Source organism: Streptomyces sp. NPDC099050, assembly GCF_044759865.1.
In the GTDB taxonomy this organism is placed as follows: Bacteria; Actinomycetota; Actinomycetes; order Streptomycetales; family Streptomycetaceae; genus Streptomyces.
In genome coordinates, this window is the sequence record NZ_JBIWAE010000017.1 from 20,813 (window position 1) to 36,243 (window position 15,431).

General features: G+C 70.3%; 19 protein-coding genes. 3 read left to right on the forward strand and 16 right to left on the reverse strand.

The window, feature by feature from the left end; all coding sequences use genetic code 11:
* The coding region (locus tag ACIQV3_RS26240; RefSeq protein ID WP_403715811.1) for a tetratricopeptide repeat protein at window positions 1-534 on the forward strand (534 nt) is incomplete at its 5' end.
* A gap of 45 nt (window positions 535-579) precedes the next feature.
* Here the strand turns inward: ACIQV3_RS26240 and ACIQV3_RS26245 are convergent.
* Complete coding sequence (locus ACIQV3_RS26245) at window positions 580-1,080, reverse strand: ATP-binding protein (RefSeq protein WP_403715813.1); 501 nt, start codon at window positions 1,078-1,080, stop codon at window positions 580-582.
* A 227-nt stretch (window positions 1,081-1,307) separates the two neighbouring features.
* Here ACIQV3_RS26245 and ACIQV3_RS26250 point away from each other — a divergent pair, with 227 nt between their 5' ends.
* Together ACIQV3_RS26250 and ACIQV3_RS26255 are read left to right on the forward strand one after the other, a co-directional pair.
* On the forward strand, window positions 1,308-2,159 hold the full coding sequence (locus ACIQV3_RS26250; RefSeq protein ID WP_403715815.1) for a helix-turn-helix domain-containing protein: 852 nt from the start codon (window positions 1,308-1,310) through the stop codon (window positions 2,157-2,159).
* 11 nt (window positions 2,160-2,170) lie between these two features.
* Complete coding sequence (locus ACIQV3_RS26255) at window positions 2,171-2,368, forward strand: hypothetical protein (protein WP_403715818.1); 198 nt, start codon at window positions 2,171-2,173, stop codon at window positions 2,366-2,368.
* A 36-nt stretch (window positions 2,369-2,404) separates the two neighbouring features.
* On the opposite strand, the gene ACIQV3_RS26260 is transcribed toward ACIQV3_RS26255, so the two are convergent.
* The 15 genes from ACIQV3_RS26260 to ACIQV3_RS26330 form a co-directional block, all read right to left on the reverse strand.
* Window positions 2,405-3,040, reverse strand: a complete 636-nt coding sequence (locus tag ACIQV3_RS26260) for an OmpA family protein (RefSeq protein ID WP_403715820.1) — start codon at window positions 3,038-3,040, stop codon at window positions 2,405-2,407.
* Window positions 3,041-3,044: 4 nt separating this feature from the next.
* A complete protein-coding gene (locus tag ACIQV3_RS26265) occupies window positions 3,045-3,629 on the reverse strand; it encodes a hypothetical protein (protein WP_403715825.1) in 585 nt (194 codons plus the stop codon).
* Between the two features lie 30 nt (window positions 3,630-3,659).
* Window positions 3,660-4,256, reverse strand: a complete 597-nt coding sequence (locus ACIQV3_RS26270) for a pilus assembly protein TadG-related protein (protein ID WP_403715827.1) — start codon at window positions 4,254-4,256, stop codon at window positions 3,660-3,662.
* 5 nt (window positions 4,257-4,261) lie between these two features.
* Window positions 4,262-4,462 carry a hypothetical protein gene (locus ACIQV3_RS26275; protein ID WP_403715829.1) on the reverse strand — a complete coding sequence of 67 codons (201 nt, stop codon included), beginning with the start codon at window positions 4,460-4,462 and terminating at the stop codon, window positions 4,262-4,264.
* A 110-nt stretch (window positions 4,463-4,572) separates the two neighbouring features.
* A complete protein-coding gene (locus ACIQV3_RS26280; RefSeq protein WP_403715831.1) occupies window positions 4,573-5,256 on the reverse strand; it encodes a response regulator in 684 nt (227 codons plus the stop codon).
* On the reverse strand, window positions 5,256-6,497 hold the full coding sequence (locus ACIQV3_RS26285; protein WP_403715834.1) for a sensor histidine kinase: 1,242 nt from the start codon (window positions 6,495-6,497) through the stop codon (window positions 5,256-5,258). Before ACIQV3_RS26285 ends, ACIQV3_RS26280 begins: the two co-directional genes overlap by 1 nt.
* A gap of 3 nt (window positions 6,498-6,500) precedes the next feature.
* Complete coding sequence (locus tag ACIQV3_RS26290) at window positions 6,501-7,391, reverse strand: DUF5936 domain-containing protein (RefSeq protein WP_403716174.1); 891 nt, start codon at window positions 7,389-7,391, stop codon at window positions 6,501-6,503.
* 13 nt (window positions 7,392-7,404) lie between these two features.
* Complete coding sequence (locus tag ACIQV3_RS26295; RefSeq protein WP_403715837.1) at window positions 7,405-8,343, reverse strand: type II secretion system F family protein; 939 nt, start codon at window positions 8,341-8,343, stop codon at window positions 7,405-7,407.
* On the reverse strand, window positions 8,340-9,740 hold the full coding sequence (locus tag ACIQV3_RS26300) for a CpaF family protein (protein ID WP_403715839.1): 1,401 nt from the start codon (window positions 9,738-9,740) through the stop codon (window positions 8,340-8,342). The genes ACIQV3_RS26295 and ACIQV3_RS26300 overlap by 4 nt, the downstream gene beginning before the upstream one ends.
* Window positions 9,737-10,189, reverse strand: coding sequence for a TadE/TadG family type IV pilus assembly protein (locus ACIQV3_RS26305; RefSeq protein ID WP_403715844.1), 453 nt, complete (start codon window positions 10,187-10,189; stop codon window positions 9,737-9,739). Before ACIQV3_RS26305 ends, ACIQV3_RS26300 begins: the two co-directional genes overlap by 4 nt.
* Window position 10,190: 1 nt before the next feature.
* Window positions 10,191-10,574, reverse strand: coding sequence for a TadE/TadG family type IV pilus assembly protein (locus ACIQV3_RS26310; RefSeq protein WP_403715846.1), 384 nt, complete (start codon window positions 10,572-10,574; stop codon window positions 10,191-10,193).
* Between the two features lie 3 nt (window positions 10,575-10,577).
* A complete protein-coding gene (locus tag ACIQV3_RS26315; protein WP_403715848.1) occupies window positions 10,578-11,912 on the reverse strand; it encodes a CpaE family protein in 1,335 nt (444 codons plus the stop codon).
* Window positions 11,909-13,330 (reverse strand): RNA-guided endonuclease IscB, encoded by a 1,422-nt coding sequence (iscB, locus tag ACIQV3_RS26320; RefSeq protein ID WP_403715850.1) that lies wholly within the window; start codon window positions 13,328-13,330, stop codon window positions 11,909-11,911. The genes ACIQV3_RS26315 and iscB overlap by 4 nt, the downstream gene beginning before the upstream one ends.
* Window positions 13,331-13,580: 250 nt before the next feature.
* Complete coding sequence (locus tag ACIQV3_RS26325) at window positions 13,581-14,285, reverse strand: Flp pilus assembly protein CpaB (protein WP_403715852.1); 705 nt, start codon at window positions 14,283-14,285, stop codon at window positions 13,581-13,583.
* 39 nt (window positions 14,286-14,324) lie between these two features.
* The gene (locus ACIQV3_RS26330; RefSeq protein WP_403716176.1) at window positions 14,325-15,251 is read right to left on the reverse strand and encodes a hypothetical protein; all 927 of its coding nucleotides are present in this window, start codon (window positions 15,249-15,251) and stop codon (window positions 14,325-14,327) included.
* Between the last annotated feature and the right edge of the window lie 180 nt (window positions 15,252-15,431).

Genomic DNA, 15,431 nt, shown 5'->3' on the forward strand with positions numbered 1-15,431 from the left:
GCGTACAGGTCAGCGGGGGACCTGGGGCGGGCCATCCCCCTGCTTGAGCGCAGCCTCGCCGACCGCGAGCGCGTCCTGGGCGATGACCACCCCGACACGCTGGCCTCCCGGAACAACCTCGGAAGCGCGTACAGGTCAGCGGGGGACCTGGGGCGGGCCATCCCCCTGCTTGAGCGCAGCCTCGCCGACTTCGAGCGCGTCCTGGGCGATGACCACCCCGACAGACTGGCCTCCCGGAACAACCTCGCGCACGCGTATGTGCGGGCGGGGTATCTGAAACGGGCCATCCCCCTGCTTGAACGCACCCTCGCCGACAGTGAGCGCGTACTGGGTGATGACCACCCCAACACGCTGACTTCCCGCAACAACCTCGCAGGCGCGTACAGGTCAGCGGGGGATCTGGAGCGGGCCATCCCACTGTTCGAGCGCACCCTCGCCGACTGCGAGCGCGTACTCAGCTCCGGCCATCCGTCGACTGAGTTGGTGAGAGCGAACCTGGAAGCCGCACGGTCCGCAGCGCGGTCCAGAAGCTGACCTTGGTGACGGTACGCGCCCTCTATCGCCGCGAGGCACACCCTCCTAGGAAGCCAGGTACCCAGCAGCGCCGGCGACCGGGAGGCTTACCCAGGTGCGCGTGCCGCCGCCGGGTTCCCTGGACTCGCCGAAGCCCCAGGCTCCGCCGCAGTCACGTACGACGGCGGCCATGACCCGTAGGGCGGCCCTGCGGCGGGCCTCGCAGTGGGCGGCGAGGCGGGGGTGGGTGTGGGGAGTGTGCCCGTCGTAGACCGTGAGGCGGAGGGCGCCTTCGCGGTGGCGGAGGGCGAGATACAGGCTCCGGCCGGGGTCCAAGTACCAGGCCGCGGCGATGAGTTCCCCGACCACCTGTACGGCGGCGGGCGCGACCCGGTCGAGGTGGTGGGCGTGCAGCACGGACCGTACGGTGCTGCGCGCGATCTGGGCGCTGTACGGCTCCCCGGGCACGGTCAGGCTGCACGACAGCCCGTCGGGCGAGGGCGGCTCGTCCGACGGCGGGCAAGCGTCGAAGCAGCCGGGGCTGGGGGGCATGAAGGGGCTGAGCATGACGGACTCCCTGCCGTGAGCGGGTTGCTCTCGCGTGTAGTGGGGGCAGTGGCTCGTCGCCGAGGTTGAGGCTGAGGCCTAGGCATGCTGCGGCGATGCACTTCCAACTCCCTTGCGTGAGCGATGCATTACCGAATGTAGCGCGGGCGGGCCTTTTTTGGCCCGCCACTCGGCAGAAGTCAGCCGTTCGTGGCACGAGGGGCTCGCGACGCGTAAGACTGCACCCCATGACCGCGAGGACAGCTCCCACCGAGCGCCAGAAGCGACTGGGCTACGAACTGCGCCGAATGCGCACGTCAGCAGGGATGTCGGCCGAGTTTGCGGCGAGCCTCCTGGCCGTGGACCGGGGTGCGATCTCCGCGATGGAGTCGGGCACACGCGCCATTTCGACCGAACGGCTCCGCACCCTGGCTGCCAACTGCCAGGTGGACGACGAGCGGTACATCGCCGGACTGACAGACATGGCCCTGCCCGCCGGCCCGCGATGGTGGGACCGCTACAGGGGCCAGGTACCGCAAGGCTTCCTGGACATTGCCGAGTTGGAGGCCCGCAGCATTCGCATGCGGGTTGCGTACCCGCTCCACATGCCGGGGCTGCTCCAGACCTCGGACCACGCCCTGGCCGTATTCCGCATGGTCATCCCCGCGCTGCCCGAACACGAGGTCGCGTTGCGGCTGGCACTGCGCGTCGAGCGCCAGCAGGTCCTGGACGGCGAGAACGCGCCCGCGTTCGTGGCCGTCGTGCACGAGGCCGCCCTGCGGATGCGGTTCGGCAGCGCGGATGTCCTGCGGGCACAGCTGAACCACTTGATCCATCGCTCCGAACAGGACAATGTGACCTTGCTCGTCCTCCCGTTCGAGGCGGGCGGCATTCCGGGAGCGGGACAAACGGTGCTCTACGCGGAGGGGCCGACGGCGCAACTCGACACCGTGCAGATCGACAACTCACACGGGCCCGATTTCCTCCACGCCGAGACCCAACTTGCGAAGTACCGGGGCCATTTCGATCTGATGGAACGGCTGGCACTGTCTCCGGGAGCCTCCCGGGACTTCATCCGCGCCATCGCGAGCGAACTCTGAGAGGGGACACCGTGAGCGACGTGACCTGGGAGGACCCCTTCTGCGGCGAGGGGAATTCCTGCTACCGGATCGGGGTGGACGGGGACGGCAAGAGCTACATAGCCCGGTCCGGCCAGGAGGACACCTACCTGACGGACACCCGCGAGGCACTGCAACAACTGATCCGGGACATCAAGGCTGGCAAGGCCGACCACCTGCTGACGGACTGACCCCGCCCCCGCCGGAGCGGGTGACGGGGTCCGGCACTACTTGACGCTGCGCGGGAAGGTGATCTCCACGCGGCGGTTCTTCTTGCGGCCTTCCTCGGTGCCGTTGTCGGCGATCGGGTAGTCCTCGCTGTAGCCGCGTACGTCGAAGGTGACTCCGGGGTTGGTCACCGTCTTCGCCAGCTCGGCCTGGACGGCGTCGGCGCGCTTCTTGGAGAGTTCCTTGCCGTGCTCGTAGCTGCCCTGGTCGTCAGTGAAACCGAAGATCCGGACCGTGGTGGCCTTCTGGGTGTTGATCTCCTGCGCGATGGCCTGGATACGGGCGGCGGCCTGAGCGTTGAAGACGGCACTGTCCTCGGGGAACATCACCTCGGACTGCAGCGCCATCATGACGGTCTGGTTCGTCTCTTGGCGCCGCTCCTCGCCCCCGAGGTCTTCGACGACCTCGACCATGTCCAGCACCTTGGGGGCTGCGAGGATGCCGCCCTGGGGGAGCTTCAGCCCTGGGGAGTCCGCCTTGACAGGCACCGGAGGTGAGGCCGAGGCCTCTGTCCCGGGGGGTACGGACGGCGTGGCGTCGTCCGCATACGCGCTGGTCGCTCCGACGAAGTGGGCACCGGCGATGACGAGACCGGCGACGGCTGTTGCAGCTATGGTGCGGTGGCTTTTAGTCATGGAGTCACCCGGAAATTTTGATGGTGGCTGCGGCGAAGCTCGGCAAGCCGAACGTGACCTCGGTCGTACTTGTCGGCGGCGCCGGGTACTGGGCGAAGATGGCGACGCTTTCCCCAGCCTTGATGGGCGTGAGACCTGTGGTGCACGCGCACCTTCCCTCAGTGTCACGCAGCACGTAATACCGCTTCTTACCCGCAGTATCGACCACAGTGGCCCCAGCAATCGATGCCGGGCTGGCCGTCTTCTCGTCACCACGCCATGTAGCCATCGCCGAGAATGTCGAGGAGCCCGTGTTCTTGATTCGTCCACTGACGGTGAGGTACCCGTCTTGGTTGCGCACAGCCGAATTGATCTCCAAGATCACGCCTGCCGGCCCTTGCGATGTGGCAATGACCTCAACAGGCGCCGGCTCCTTTGCATCAGTGGGTACGGGCTGCGAAGCGCTCTCCTGACTCTGAGGAGTGGCCGACTTCTGCGGCTCCTTGGCCTGGTCGTCCCCTCCACCGCACCCGGCCAACCCGAGGGCCAAGACCGCCGCAACCGCAACGGCCGCTCCCCCGCGGACCTTCACCTTCTGCCGCATGCTCATGTACGCCGCTTCCTTGTCTCTCGTTCAATGTCAGTCAGTCAGTCGCACAACGAAGAGTTTCCTCGCCAGGTTGTACAAAGAACCGGGATCCGACGGATTCACGATGATCACCGACCCGTCCCGGCACTGAATGTCGACCACCCCGCCACCCTCGGGCGGTGGCGGGGTGGTCGCGGGTTGCAGGGAGCACCGGGGTTCGATCACGGCCGTTGCCGTCGCGCGGGCCTGCACGTTCTCGGTCCCCGGGATGACCGAATCACCGACCGTGCCGTTCGTTGTCACCGAGACGGTGAACTCCGGAATGTCGAAATTGCATTCCGCAGTGGCGTCGTTCGTGCCGGCGAAGTCCCTCGCCGCGCCACAAGCCCCCTCGGTATCGAAGCGACGCCCTCTGATGATCTCCTCCCACTCCTCTGGTGTGAGGGTGACCAGATTCCAGCCCCTGAGCGCGTTGTCCCGGACCTCCTGGGCAGCCGCGAGTGCCGCCGCGTCGGCGGCTCCCTGCGCTTCGCTGCGCGTGGCCCCCGCCATCCCCACGACGACGAAGGCCAGCGCGGCAAAGAGCAGGAGGCCCATCATCGCGGCGTAGAAGGGAAGAACCTGGCCCCGATCGCGCGAGCCTGGCACGCCTATCAGCCGGTGATGTCGGCCAAAACCTCTTGGATGGCGTTCGCGATGTTGGCCGCGAGACCCGACCCGATGATCGCCGCGATGATCAGCGCGATGATCACGATGATCCCCAGATACTCGAAGACCGTCTGCCCCTCGTCCGCGCCCCGCCGCAGGCGGTTCTTCCGTTCGACGATCGCCTTGAGCAGCTTGAGGTTCTGCATGGGAGTCCTCTCCAGAGCCGGCGCCGGTATCGGTTCGCGGACGGTACGTCGACGCACCAGCAGTTGCAAAGGGTCCCGGGACCCAATTACGGACCCACTGCGCACTCCGTCTACCCATGGCCAGCCACCCCCGGACGGGCGGTTCCCAGCCAACGGGCTATCGCCTCGCTGCGCGTGGCGGTCTGGAGCTTCGCGAAGATCCGGTTGATGTGGTTCTTGACCGTCTTCTCGCTGATAAAGCAACTGGCCGCGATCTGTTGGTTACTCATGCCGGAAGCGATGAGACCCATGATCTCCTCCTCACGCGAACTCAGCCCGAACACAGCATGGTTGGGAATGCGCTCCGAAGACTGTCCCACAGTTCGTTGCGGATGCGAAGAGGCCCGGAGTTCCGTGAGCACCGCGCTCGCGGCCGTCGGGCTGAAGTGTGCCCGCCCCGCGCGGACGTCGCGGACGGCTTCGACGAGGTGATCCGGCGTGAATTCGCCGTGCACCAGGTAGCCACCCGCCCCAAGCAGCAGCGCCTCGCGGACGATCTCGGACTCCTGGCTGTACGTCAGCATCAGCACCGGGGCGAGCTGCACCAGGTGCGGTAGCGCCGAGATGCCGTCCACCCCCGGCATCCGGACGTCCAGCAGGATGACGTCCGGGGTGTGGAGCCGCGTCAGGTGCAGCGCCTCGCGGCCGTCCGCCGCCTCGGCCGCCACTTCGATGCCCGCGGTGGCCAGCAGGGCCGCCAGGCCGGCCCGTACGACCGGGTTGTCGTCGGCGATGAGCACGCGTAGCGGTGCCATCAGGCACCCCTCCCCGCCGTGAGGGCCGACAGGGGAAGGGTCAGCCTGACCTGGGTCCCCGGCCGGCCGCCGGGCCGGGCTCCAACGTGGAGCCGAGCCCCGATCGCCGACGCTCGCTCCGCCATGCCGAGCAGGCCGAAACGGCCCGCGCCGGCCAGTGCCGCGACGTCGACGCCACCGGGCAGACCCCGGCCGTCGTCCTCGATCACCAGCACCAGGCCCGCGGCGGCATCCACCGCGGCCTCCACCGTGATCCGGGCCGCCCCCGCGTGCCGTCGGGCGTTCTCCACCGCCTCCCCCGCCACCGCCAACAGGTGGCGGGCCACCGGGGAGGGCACCACCGGCAGGGTGCCGGTCACGCGCAGCTCGGCCCAGTCAGGGGAGACCCGCGCCCGCAGTTCCGAGGCCAGGGACACCCCCGGCGCGTCCAGGTCCCGCCGCAGGTCGGCCAGTACGTCCCGGGACTCCACCACCGCGCGGCGGGCCGCCCCGGCCACCAGGTCGGCCTGGCGTCGGAGCGCAGCCGGGTCCGTCGTACGGGCCAGGGAGTCGGCGGCCAGGGCCAGGCCGTGCAGGGTCTTCGCGACGGAGTCGTGCAACTCGCGGGCCAGGTGGTCCCGTTCGGCTTGCACCGCCTCCACCACCGCCAGGCGGGCGCGGGTCTCCAGCAGGGCCTGGCCGGCCGTTCCGAAGCGGAGGAGCAGGCCGCGCAGGGAGGCCCCGGCCGCGCCCGCCAGGACGCAGAGCACCGCCAGCGTCAGGGCCTCGGCGACCACCGCCACTACGGCCGCCTGGACCACCGCGTAGACCGCCGCGCCGGGCCGGCCGTAGACGATCCCGGCGAGCAGCGGAGTGCACACCGAGGCGAGGAGGAGCGGGGAGCCGGGGGTGGCCGTCAGGAACAGGAGTCCGCCGAAGAACGCCCAGTCGACCGCCAGCGGCCAGCGGTGGCGCAGGAGCAGGGGTCCGAAGCGCTCCCAGTCGCGGAGCAGGACGTAGGAGAGGAGGAAGGTGAGCAGGACCGCGCCGCCCGCCAGGTGGGTCGGTGCCCCGGGCGCCGTACGGCTGAGCACCACCGGCGTTCCGAGGGCGATCATCACGAGGCGGAAGGCGAAGACCTGGCGGCACAGCGCCTGCAGGGCGTTGGCCTGGAGGGCTATCGGCAGTTGCACCGTGGGGCGCGGGGACGGCCGGTCCCGTGCGGCGGCGAAGGCCGTGACGTGGTCCAGCGAGACGGTCATGGCTCAGCCGCCCCCGAACAGGTCGCCGAAGTCGACGTCGGCTCCGTAGATGAAGCCGCCGATCAGCAGGATCATCGTCCCCGGCAGCATGAACGTGGTCACGGCGAAGGTCGCCCTCGGGATGGCCTTGGCGGCCCGGCGGCGGGCGTTCTGGGCGTCCGTACGCCGCATGTCCTCGGCGATGGCGATCAGGGTGTCGACGATCGGGGAGCCCAGTTCCTCGCCCTGCTGCAGGGCGGTGACGAACTGCGCCACCTGCTCGGAGTCGTTGCGCCGGCGCAGTTCGTCGAAGGCCTGACGGCGGCTGACGCCCATGGTCATCTGTTGCAGGGTGATCCGGATCTCGTCGGACCAGGGGCCCTCGTACTTGTCCGCCACCCGTTCCAGCGCCGGACGGAAGCCGATCCCGGCGCTGACGACCACCGCCAGGACGTCCAGGAAGTCGGGCAGGGTCCGCTCGATGTGGTCGCGGCGGATGCGGATCGCCGACCACAGACCGGCCTCGATCCAGAACAGGCCGAAGGCGACCATGAGGAGGGCCAGGATCAGCTGTCCGTTGATCAGCATGGCGAAGGCGCCCACGCCGCCGAGGAAGGCGTAGACCGCGCGGCGTGCGGCGTAGCGGTCGATGGTGAGGCCGGAGGGGTTGCCCGCCGTGTCGATCTGGCGGCGCTTGCGGTCCACCCGGTCCGGGCCCATCAGGCGCAGTATCAGCGGCGCGTACCGGATGCCGGCGCGGTCGATGAGCGAGCCGACGGCCGTCGTACGGGTGGCGCCGACCTCCAGGGCCAGCATCAGGTCGCTCGGGAGCTGGGTTTCGGAGCGGTAGAGCCGGATGCCGTGGAAGATGCCGAAGACCGACAGGGCCACGGCCAGGGCCAGGAGCAGCGCGATCATTCCGGCCTCCTCAGACGGCGATCTTGGTCAGGCGGCGGATGAAGAGGAAGCCGAGCGCGAAGAGCCCCAGGGCGACCAGTACGGCGGTCTGGCCGATGACGGACCCCGTCATGCGGTCCAGCGCGCCCGGCATCATCGCGTCCACCAGGAGCAGCGAGCCGACGCCCATGACCGGCACCAGGTACGCGGTGGCCGTCACCTGGGACAACTGCGTACGGACCTCCCGGCGGGTTTCCTTGCGCTGCTCCAGCGTCACCGTGAGGTTGCGCAGGCTGCCCACGATCGCGCCGCCCGCGCGGGCGGACAGCACGAGGGTGGCGACGAGGACGACCAGTTCCCGGGAAGGCAGCCGCTCCTCGATCTCGCTCAGGGCCTCCTCCATGGAGTGGCCCACGGCGAGCCGGTCGGCCACCCGGGCCAGCTCCTCGCCGGCCGGTGCGTCCAGTTCCTCGGCGGCCATGCCGATGGCGGTGCGCAGGGCCAGGCCGGCCTGGGTGGCGTTGGCGAGGATCCGGGCCAGGTCGGGGAGCTGGTTGATGAACCGCTCGGTGCGGCGGGCCCGCTGCCAGTTGAGGAAGGCGTTGGCCCCCCACAGGGCGATCAGACCCGCCACCGGGCCGAAGAACGGGGCCAGGAGGGAGCCTGCCACCAGCCAGATCCCGGCGACCGTGGCCAGCATGTAGACGAAGTACTCGCCGACGGTGAGGTCCAGGCCGGTCACCGCGAGCTTGCGCTCGATGCCGCGACCCAGCCCGGTCCCGCGCAGCCGCCGGTCCACGCCGCGGAAGCGGCGCCTGCGGCCGAGGGGTTCGGACAGGCCGCTCGCCGAGAGGCGCTCGATGAGCGCGGCGCGCTGGGCGCGGCCCGTGGCGTAGGCGTGGATGCCGAGGACCGCCAGCACGCAGGTCAGCAGGGTGGCGCCGAGGGTGAGGGAGATCAGTGGGTTCACAGGGCATTCCGGGTGATGCGGCCCGTGCGGGGGTCGGGGAGGGGCAGGGGGCCGGACAGCGGATCGGTCAGCGGGTCGGTGAAGGGTGTCTCCGCCGGTGCGACCCCGAAGGCCTGCGGGATCGGCTGGTTGTTCATGTAGAGGCGGTCCGCGAGCCGGCGCGGCAGCGGGTAGTACTCGAAGCGGCCGTGGACGCGGCCGTCCGGGCCCATGGGCTGCGCGGCGAAGCGGCAGACGGTGGTGATGCGGAAGGGCTCGCGGCCGTGCGAGTCGAGGAGGGAGATCTCGGTGATGCGGCGGGCGCCGTCACCGAAGCGGGTGAGCTGGACGATGATGTTCACGGCGCTGTTGATCTGGTCCTGGAGCGCCTCGAAGGGGACCTCCACCTCCGACATGGAGGCGAGGGTCTGCAGGCGCATCAGGGCGTCGATCGCACTGTTGGCGTGGACCGTGGCGAGCGAACCGTCGTGACCGGTGGACATCGCCTGGAGCATGTCGAGCGTCTCCCCGCCGCGGACCTCGCCGACGATGATGCGGTCGGGGCGCATGCGCAGGGAGTTGCGGACGAGGTCGCGGATGGTGATCTGGCCCTTGCCCTCCACGTTGGCCGGGCGGGATTCGAGCCGGATGACGTGCGCCTGCTGGAGCTGGAGCTCGGCGGAGTCCTCGATGGTGATGATGCGCTCGCCCTCCGGGATCAGGCCGGAGAGGGCGTTGAGGAGGGTGGTCTTGCCGGTGCCGGTGGCGCCGGAGACGATCACGTTCAGCTTGGCGGTCACCAGGCCCGACAGGAGGAGCAGCATCTGCTCGTCGAGCGATCCGAGGCCGATCATCTCGTGCAGGGTGAAGGCACGGGGGAAGCGGCGGATCGTGAGGGTGGCGCCGGTCAGGGAGAGCGGCGGGATGATCACGTTGACGCGCTCGCCGCTGGGCAGGCGGGCGTCGACCATCGGATTGGCCTCGTCCACCCGGCGGTTGACCGTGGAGACGATGCGCTCGATGGTCTGCATCAGCTGCTCGTGCGAGGCGAAGCGGAGCGGGAGCTGCTCCACCCGGCCGGAGCGCTCGACGAAGATCTGGTCGGGGCCGTTGACCATGATCTCGGAGATGGTGGGGTCTTCGAGGAGCGGTTCGAGCACGCCGAGACCGAGGGCCTCGTCCACCACGCGGCGGATGAGCTGGGAACGCTCGACGGTGGAGAGGACCGGCCCCTCGCGGCTGATGATGTGGCCGAGTACGCGCTCCAGGCGCGCGCGGCGCTCCGCGGGCGCGAGCGCGGACATCTCGGCGAGGTCGATCTCCTCCAGCAGCTTGGCGCGGTACGAGGAGACCAGGCGGCCGTCCTCGCGCGGATTGTGCCGCTCGTCGGGGGTGTTGACCCTGGAACGCAGGCTCATGGTCCGGTCACCTCGGGGTCGTCGTTGGGCATGACGGCGCTCCGGCGGACCGGACGGTCGGCCACTCCGGGCACGACCGACTCGATCGTGAGGGTCACCGTCACCCTGACCGCGTCCCGGGTCGTGGCCGGCTCGATCCTCGCGCCCGCCGCGAGGTTCGGCGAGATCGCCGCGAGGCCGGCGGCCACGCCCGCACCCGGCTCTCGCGCCTCCACGCGCGCCGCCGCACGGGCGGCGGTCTGGGCCTGCTGGGTCACGTACGCGGCCCAGCCCAGCTGCATGCCGGCGAGACCCACCAGCAGCAGGATGGGGAGGAACCCGAGGTACTCCAGGGCGATTTCGCCCTTGTCGCGCCGGGCCTCGTCGCGCCGTCCGCGGCGGATACCGCGGATGCCTCGGATACCGCGGATGCCTCGGATGGCTCGGATACCGCTCCTGATCCGGTTCATCTCACTCCTCCTCCTCCTCGTACGGGGAGCCGCCCGTGCCGACGATGGGGACGCCGATGTTGAACCCCGGGAACAGGATCGGGAGGTTGAGACGGACCTCGGCCTTGTAGAGGTTCCCCGACCTCCCGCAGGTCGCGCTCATGTTCCAGGCGCCGCCGATGTGCTCCCCGGCGGCCTCCTGGCACGCACCGGCTCCGCGCACCGCCCCGGCCCGCGCCGCCTCGTCGGCGGCGTTCCCGGCCAGGGAGAAGGCGTAGCCGATCAGTACGCACTCCCACACCGCCACCACGGTCAGCAGGATGTACGGCAGCATGCCGACGAACTCGATCACGAGCTGCCCGTCGTCCCCCCGCTCCCGCCACCGGAACCGTCTCCGTCCCGACACCCCTCAGCCCTCCCGCCCGCGCCGCGACCAGGGTCCGAGTGCGCCCCGGTCGCCCCGGCCGCGCAGCCGGGCCACCGGCCCGGAGCCGCGTACGGCCAGGGCCGCGCCGGGGTCGGCGGACGAGGCGCCCGAGGCGGCCTGGGCCGCCGGGGCTTCCCCGGACTCCGGGGCGGTCAGCAGGCCCAGTTCGCCCGCCACCGTCCACAGGGCCTGCTTGACCGTCGAGCGGTTGTCGAGGTCCTGGACGCGGCCCGCGTCGACGACGGCCTGGAGTTCCTTGAAGGCCGCCGGCACGGGGGTGCGTACCGCCCGGGTCTTGGTGATCTTCTCTATCAGGGCGGGCTGGATCTCGGTCTGCTTCGACCAGCGGTTCACGACCATCGTGGTCTCCTCCGCCTTCCTCACCTGGAGCCGTTCCCACATGCGGACCATCCGCTTGGCCGCCCGTACCGCGACCACGTCCGGGGTGGTGACCAGGACGGCCACGTCCGCGAGTTCCACGGCGGCCGCGTTGGCGCCGGTCATCTGGGTGCCGCAGTCGATGACGACCAGTTCGTAGCGGGCGCGCAGGGCGGCGATCACGTGCCGGGCGGCCCGGTCGTCGACCTCCTCGCCGCGTTCCCCGTCGGCCGGGGCCAGGAGGATCGCGAGGCCGGTGCGGTCGTCGTATACGGCGTCCTGGAGGACCCGCGGGGAGATGTCCTGGATGCCGGCCAGGTCGGCGATGGAGCGGCGGAACTGCACGTCGAGGTACGAGCCGACGTCGCCGGCCTGGAGGTCCAGGTCGACCAGGGCCGTGCGCCGCCCGGCCGCGACCGCCGCCAGCGCGAACTGCACGGCCGCGAAGGTGGCGCCGACCCCGCCCTTGGCCCCGGTGACCGTGACCACCCTGCCGCCCGGGCCGCTGGGCAGTTCCGGGCCCCGGCCCAGGTGGCGGCGTACGCCCACGGACCACTGGGCGGCGGCCTGGACGCGGGCGGCGAGCTCCTCGTAGGCGAGGGGCAGGCCGATCAGGCCGCGGGCGCCGGAGTCCATGGCGGCGGAGAAGAGCGCGGGGCTCGCGTCGGAGGTGATGAGGACGACGCCGACGGCCGGGAAGCGCAGGGCGACTTCGCGGACGAGGTCCAGGACGGGGAGCGGACCGATCCGCTCGTGTACGAGGACCACCTCGGGCAGTTCGTCGATCGACTCGGCGGCGAGCCGGGCGAGCGTGTCGAGGAGGAAGGTGGAGTCGGGGACGGGGGCGGCCGGCTCGGCGCCCGGGAGCTGGCTGAGGAGGGTGGCGATGATGCGGGCGGCTTCGGGGTCGCCGACGGCGGGGAGGATGCGGGTGGTCATCGGACTTCCTTCGTGGAAACGCCCTGCTTCAGCTGCTGGGTGGGGCCTTCGAGTCGGCTGATGTAGGCGTAGCCGTCAGCTCGTTGGAGAAGGCGGAAGTATGAATGACCGATGCCTTGGACGAGGCTGTGTGCGGTTTTGATGTTGAAACTGCCGGTGGCGCGGACGGCGACACGGCCGGTGTGCGTGCCGGTCTTCTTGCCGGTGGGGACGACGGCGCGGGCGAGGTCACCGGTCTGGTAGCCGAAAAACTGCTTCCGCCTCGGTCGGCGCAGACGGGGGAAGCCGTACTTGTCTGGGCTGGTGCGGGTGTAGGTACCGCGCCCGGTCGCGGTGACGGCGAGGATGCGGGCCGGGGTGCGGCTGACGGTGTCGAGGTGACCGACGCACAGTGCGTCGAGGGTGTGGGTCTTGGTCAGGCCGGTCCGCCGCCGGTTCCATTTGGTGCGGCCCCCCGACGCGGTGTGCACCATGGGGAACGCCGCGTCGAGGGCACGCCACAGTGCCCAGCGGGTGGCGTTGACGGCTGCCGCGTCGCAGAGCGGGGCTTTTGCCTGGGCGAGGATGCGGGCCAGCCGGTGCGGCGATTGCTTGAGGAAGTCCCCGACCTGCTGGTTGGACTTCTTCTCGTTGCAGGGAACGCACGCAGTGGTCAGGTTGGAGATCCGGTCGCTGCCGCCGCGTGAGCGGGGGTGGATGTGGTCGATGTTGAGCGGCACTCCGGTGGCCCCGCAGTAGGCGCAAGCCCTGCCCCACTTGGCCAACAGGTACTCGCGGACTTCTGTGCCGTGCAGGGTGCCGTGCTGGTACTCGGCCCCTTCCAGCGGCCCGCCGTGGGACATGGCGTGAGTGTCGAACGCGACCCGCTCCACATGAACGGCACGGACGGGCGCCCAGCGTGCGAGCCGGATGGTCCACGACATGGTGGTGTCCACGCGGTGACGCAGCGACGGGGCGAGCCAGCCCTTGGGACGGGTGCGGTTGGAGAAGCGGGGCGCGCGGTAGCGCAGGTTCCGGGTGCGCCGACCCCGCCGGTAGGCGGCACGAGCGGTCAGCTTGTCCCGGATGGCCCCGCCCCGGTGGGCGAGTTCGACCGCATACAGGCCACGGCGCTCACCACCCCTGGCGGTGAACACGGCGATGCCGGTGCGCTTCGAGCCGGGGTCGATCCCGAGCTCCACACCATCGATCTGCGACTGATCCACGGTGCGGTCTTTCATCCGGATCACGAAGGGGGTGTGCCGGGCCACCACGGCCCGGCCCTGATGGAGGAGCTTGCGGGCCCTGGCAGGTGTGGTCGGTTGCAGCGGTGTGCCGTGCTTGTCCAGGACGAACACGGCAGGGTGGCCCTCACGGGCCCTCTCCCCAACCAGATGGTTGGCGGTGACGCGCCCGGCGCCAGGTGAAGCGTCGGGCATCTCCCCTCGCACATGTACCGCGCCGGGTGCCTTGCGGCGTTCGAGTCCCGTTTCGTCCCCGATCCGGGGGGTGTCTGCTGACTCGAATTCCAGAGCCAACTGCTGAGGAAGCACAGGTGGGTGGGTCTTCTGTCCTACGCGGTACGTAGCCAACTTCGTTCACCTCCAATATGCGTTGTTGGCTGGTGCTGGTAACGGCGGCCATCAGCCAGCGCGGCTGACAACCCCCTCCTCCAGGAGGGGGATCCCGTTACTTGTCCCCTTCGAGCGTGTAGAAGCGGTCGCCCGGGTTGGGCGCCGAGTTGGTGCCGGGGGCCACCAGGGCCAGGCGTACGTGCACCGCGAAGGACTCCGCGTAGGCGACGCGCTGGGTGTCCTTGGTGGACAGGGCGAAGGTGATCGGGACGGCGTCGGTGGGGCTCTTCTTGTCCGCGTCCTTGGTGTCGAGCGGGGTGAGCTTGCCGACGTTGACGACGCGGGCGTTGGCCACCATGAGGACGGACAGGTCGGGGTCGGTCGGCTTCTTGCCCTTGTAGGTGCCGATGATGTTGACCTTGGCGCCGGGGGTGATCTTGCCGGCCACGCCCGTGGAGGCGTCGATCATGATGGCGATCTCCTGCTCCCCGGCCTGGAGCTTCGGCTTGTCCACGAACATGTCGCTCTGGAGGAGCGAGCCCTTCTTCAGGGAGGTGAGCGCCAGCTTGTCCCTGAGTACGGCCAGGTCGGTGACGGCGGTCCCGGACAGCCACCGCTTCGGAACCGTGACCTCCTCGAACTGGCCCGCCGCCAGCGGGGTGTACGGGGCTATGTCGCCCTTCACCCGGTAGGCGGTGACCTCGTTGCCGACCTTGGAGTTCACGTCGCCCATCACCACGAGGACTCCGCCGAAGGCGGCGAGGGCGCACAGGACCGACAGGATCAGCAGGATGACGCCGCGGCGCTGGCGTGAGTTCATGGCCGTCTTACCTCGCCGTTCTTCATTCGTTCGGGCCGGTCAGTGTCTGGATCTGGATCTGGGACGGAGCTGCGCCGGTGAAGCGGCCGCGGAGGCCGTCGGGGGCGGGAGCTCCGGTGCGAGGAGCGGGGCGGCGCAGAAGCCGCAGCGGTCGCCGATGAGTTCGAAGCCGCACCAGCGGCACTCCTCGCGGCGGACCGAGGCGACGAGCTGGTAGAGCACCGAGGGGTCCGGGATGGCGGCCGCGAACTCCACCAGCTTCGGTGTGGCCCACCAGGCGGGCGAGTCGGCGGGCAGCGGGTTCTCCATGACGCCCTGGACCCGCCAGGCGGGGGCCAGGTCGGAGGCCACCCAGTCGGAGGTGAGCTGGCCGCGGGCGAAGGTGAGGTGGGTGGCGAAGTCGGGGCCCGGGGGGAGCGTGGCGCCGCCACCGTGGGTTCCGCCGGAGCCCGAGCCCAGTTTGACCAGGTGCGGGGCCGGGTGGGCCAGTACGGCGAACTGGGCGTTCGGGGACCAGGACCTGGCGTGCGCCTTCAGCCCGACCGGCACCCGGTCCAGCTTGGAGACCGAGCCGAGCAGGGCGCCCGCGTAGATGTAGTGCGCGAGCAGGCGGGCGGCGGAGGCCAGGACTCCGGGGCTGAAGTCGCAGACGCTGAGCTGGCGCAGCTGACGCACCAGCAGGGCGAAGCCCAGCGGCGGGAGATCGACGTCGACGAGCGCGATCCGGTCGGTTTCCAGGATGGCCCGGACGGTGTGCAGCCGGCGGACGGCGGAGGCGCGGAGCCAGGTCGGAACGAGGACCACCAGGTGGCCGTGGCGCTCCAGCAGGCCGGCCGTCTGGGCGAGCGCGCCCTCCAGGTCCAGCTCCTCGGGCGGCGGCAGTACGGCGGCGGCCGGGGTGTGCCGGTCCGGGGCCGGCAGCACCAGATCGGCGCTGGTGACAGCAATGGCGATCGGCACGCGCATCCCCCCGTTCACCCGGACGTCCACGGGCGTTCCCCTGACCGCGGCGGGTGCGCGCATGCTGCGCGACCGCAAACGATCAACACCCTTCCCCCTTGCCCCAGCACCATATCCACGTCCTTCCTGACAGGGCAGGGCCTTGCGCATTCCCGTGCCACGGGCACGTGTCACGGAGTGCGGGAA

Excerpts from the sequence above, each read along its gene's own strand:
- ACIQV3_RS26275 (WP_403715829.1), bottom strand. The coding sequence starts at position 4,462 with ATGCAGAACCTCAAGCTGCTCAAGGCGATCGTCGAACGGAAGAACCGC.
- ACIQV3_RS26245 (WP_403715813.1), bottom strand. The coding sequence starts at position 1,080 with ATGCTCAGCCCCTTCATGCCCCCCAGCCCCGGCTGCTTCGACGCTTGC.
- ACIQV3_RS26285 (WP_403715834.1), bottom strand. The coding sequence starts at position 6,497 with ATGACCGTCTCGCTGGACCACGTCACGGCCTTCGCCGCCGCACGGGAC.
- iscB (WP_403715850.1), bottom strand. The coding sequence starts at position 13,330 with ATGCCCGACGCTTCACCTGGCGCCGGGCGCGTCACCGCCAACCATCTG.
- ACIQV3_RS26330 (WP_403716176.1), bottom strand. The coding sequence starts at position 15,251 with ATGCGCGTGCCGATCGCCATTGCTGTCACCAGCGCCGATCTGGTGCTG.
- ACIQV3_RS26260 (WP_403715820.1), bottom strand. The coding sequence starts at position 3,040 with ATGACTAAAAGCCACCGCACCATAGCTGCAACAGCCGTCGCCGGTCTC.
- ACIQV3_RS26305 (WP_403715844.1), bottom strand. The coding sequence starts at position 10,189 with ATGAACCGGATCAGGAGCGGTATCCGAGCCATCCGAGGCATCCGCGGT.
- ACIQV3_RS26300 (WP_403715839.1), bottom strand. The coding sequence starts at position 9,740 with ATGAGCCTGCGTTCCAGGGTCAACACCCCCGACGAGCGGCACAATCCG.
- ACIQV3_RS26250 (WP_403715815.1), top strand. The coding sequence starts at position 1,308 with ATGACCGCGAGGACAGCTCCCACCGAGCGCCAGAAGCGACTGGGCTAC.
- ACIQV3_RS26325 (WP_403715852.1), bottom strand. The coding sequence starts at position 14,285 with ATGAACTCACGCCAGCGCCGCGGCGTCATCCTGCTGATCCTGTCGGTC.
- ACIQV3_RS26265 (WP_403715825.1), bottom strand. The coding sequence starts at position 3,629 with ATGAGCATGCGGCAGAAGGTGAAGGTCCGCGGGGGAGCGGCCGTTGCG.
- ACIQV3_RS26315 (WP_403715848.1), bottom strand. The coding sequence starts at position 11,912 with ATGACCACCCGCATCCTCCCCGCCGTCGGCGACCCCGAAGCCGCCCGC.
- ACIQV3_RS26280 (WP_403715831.1), bottom strand. The coding sequence starts at position 5,256 with ATGGCACCGCTACGCGTGCTCATCGCCGACGACAACCCGGTCGTACGG.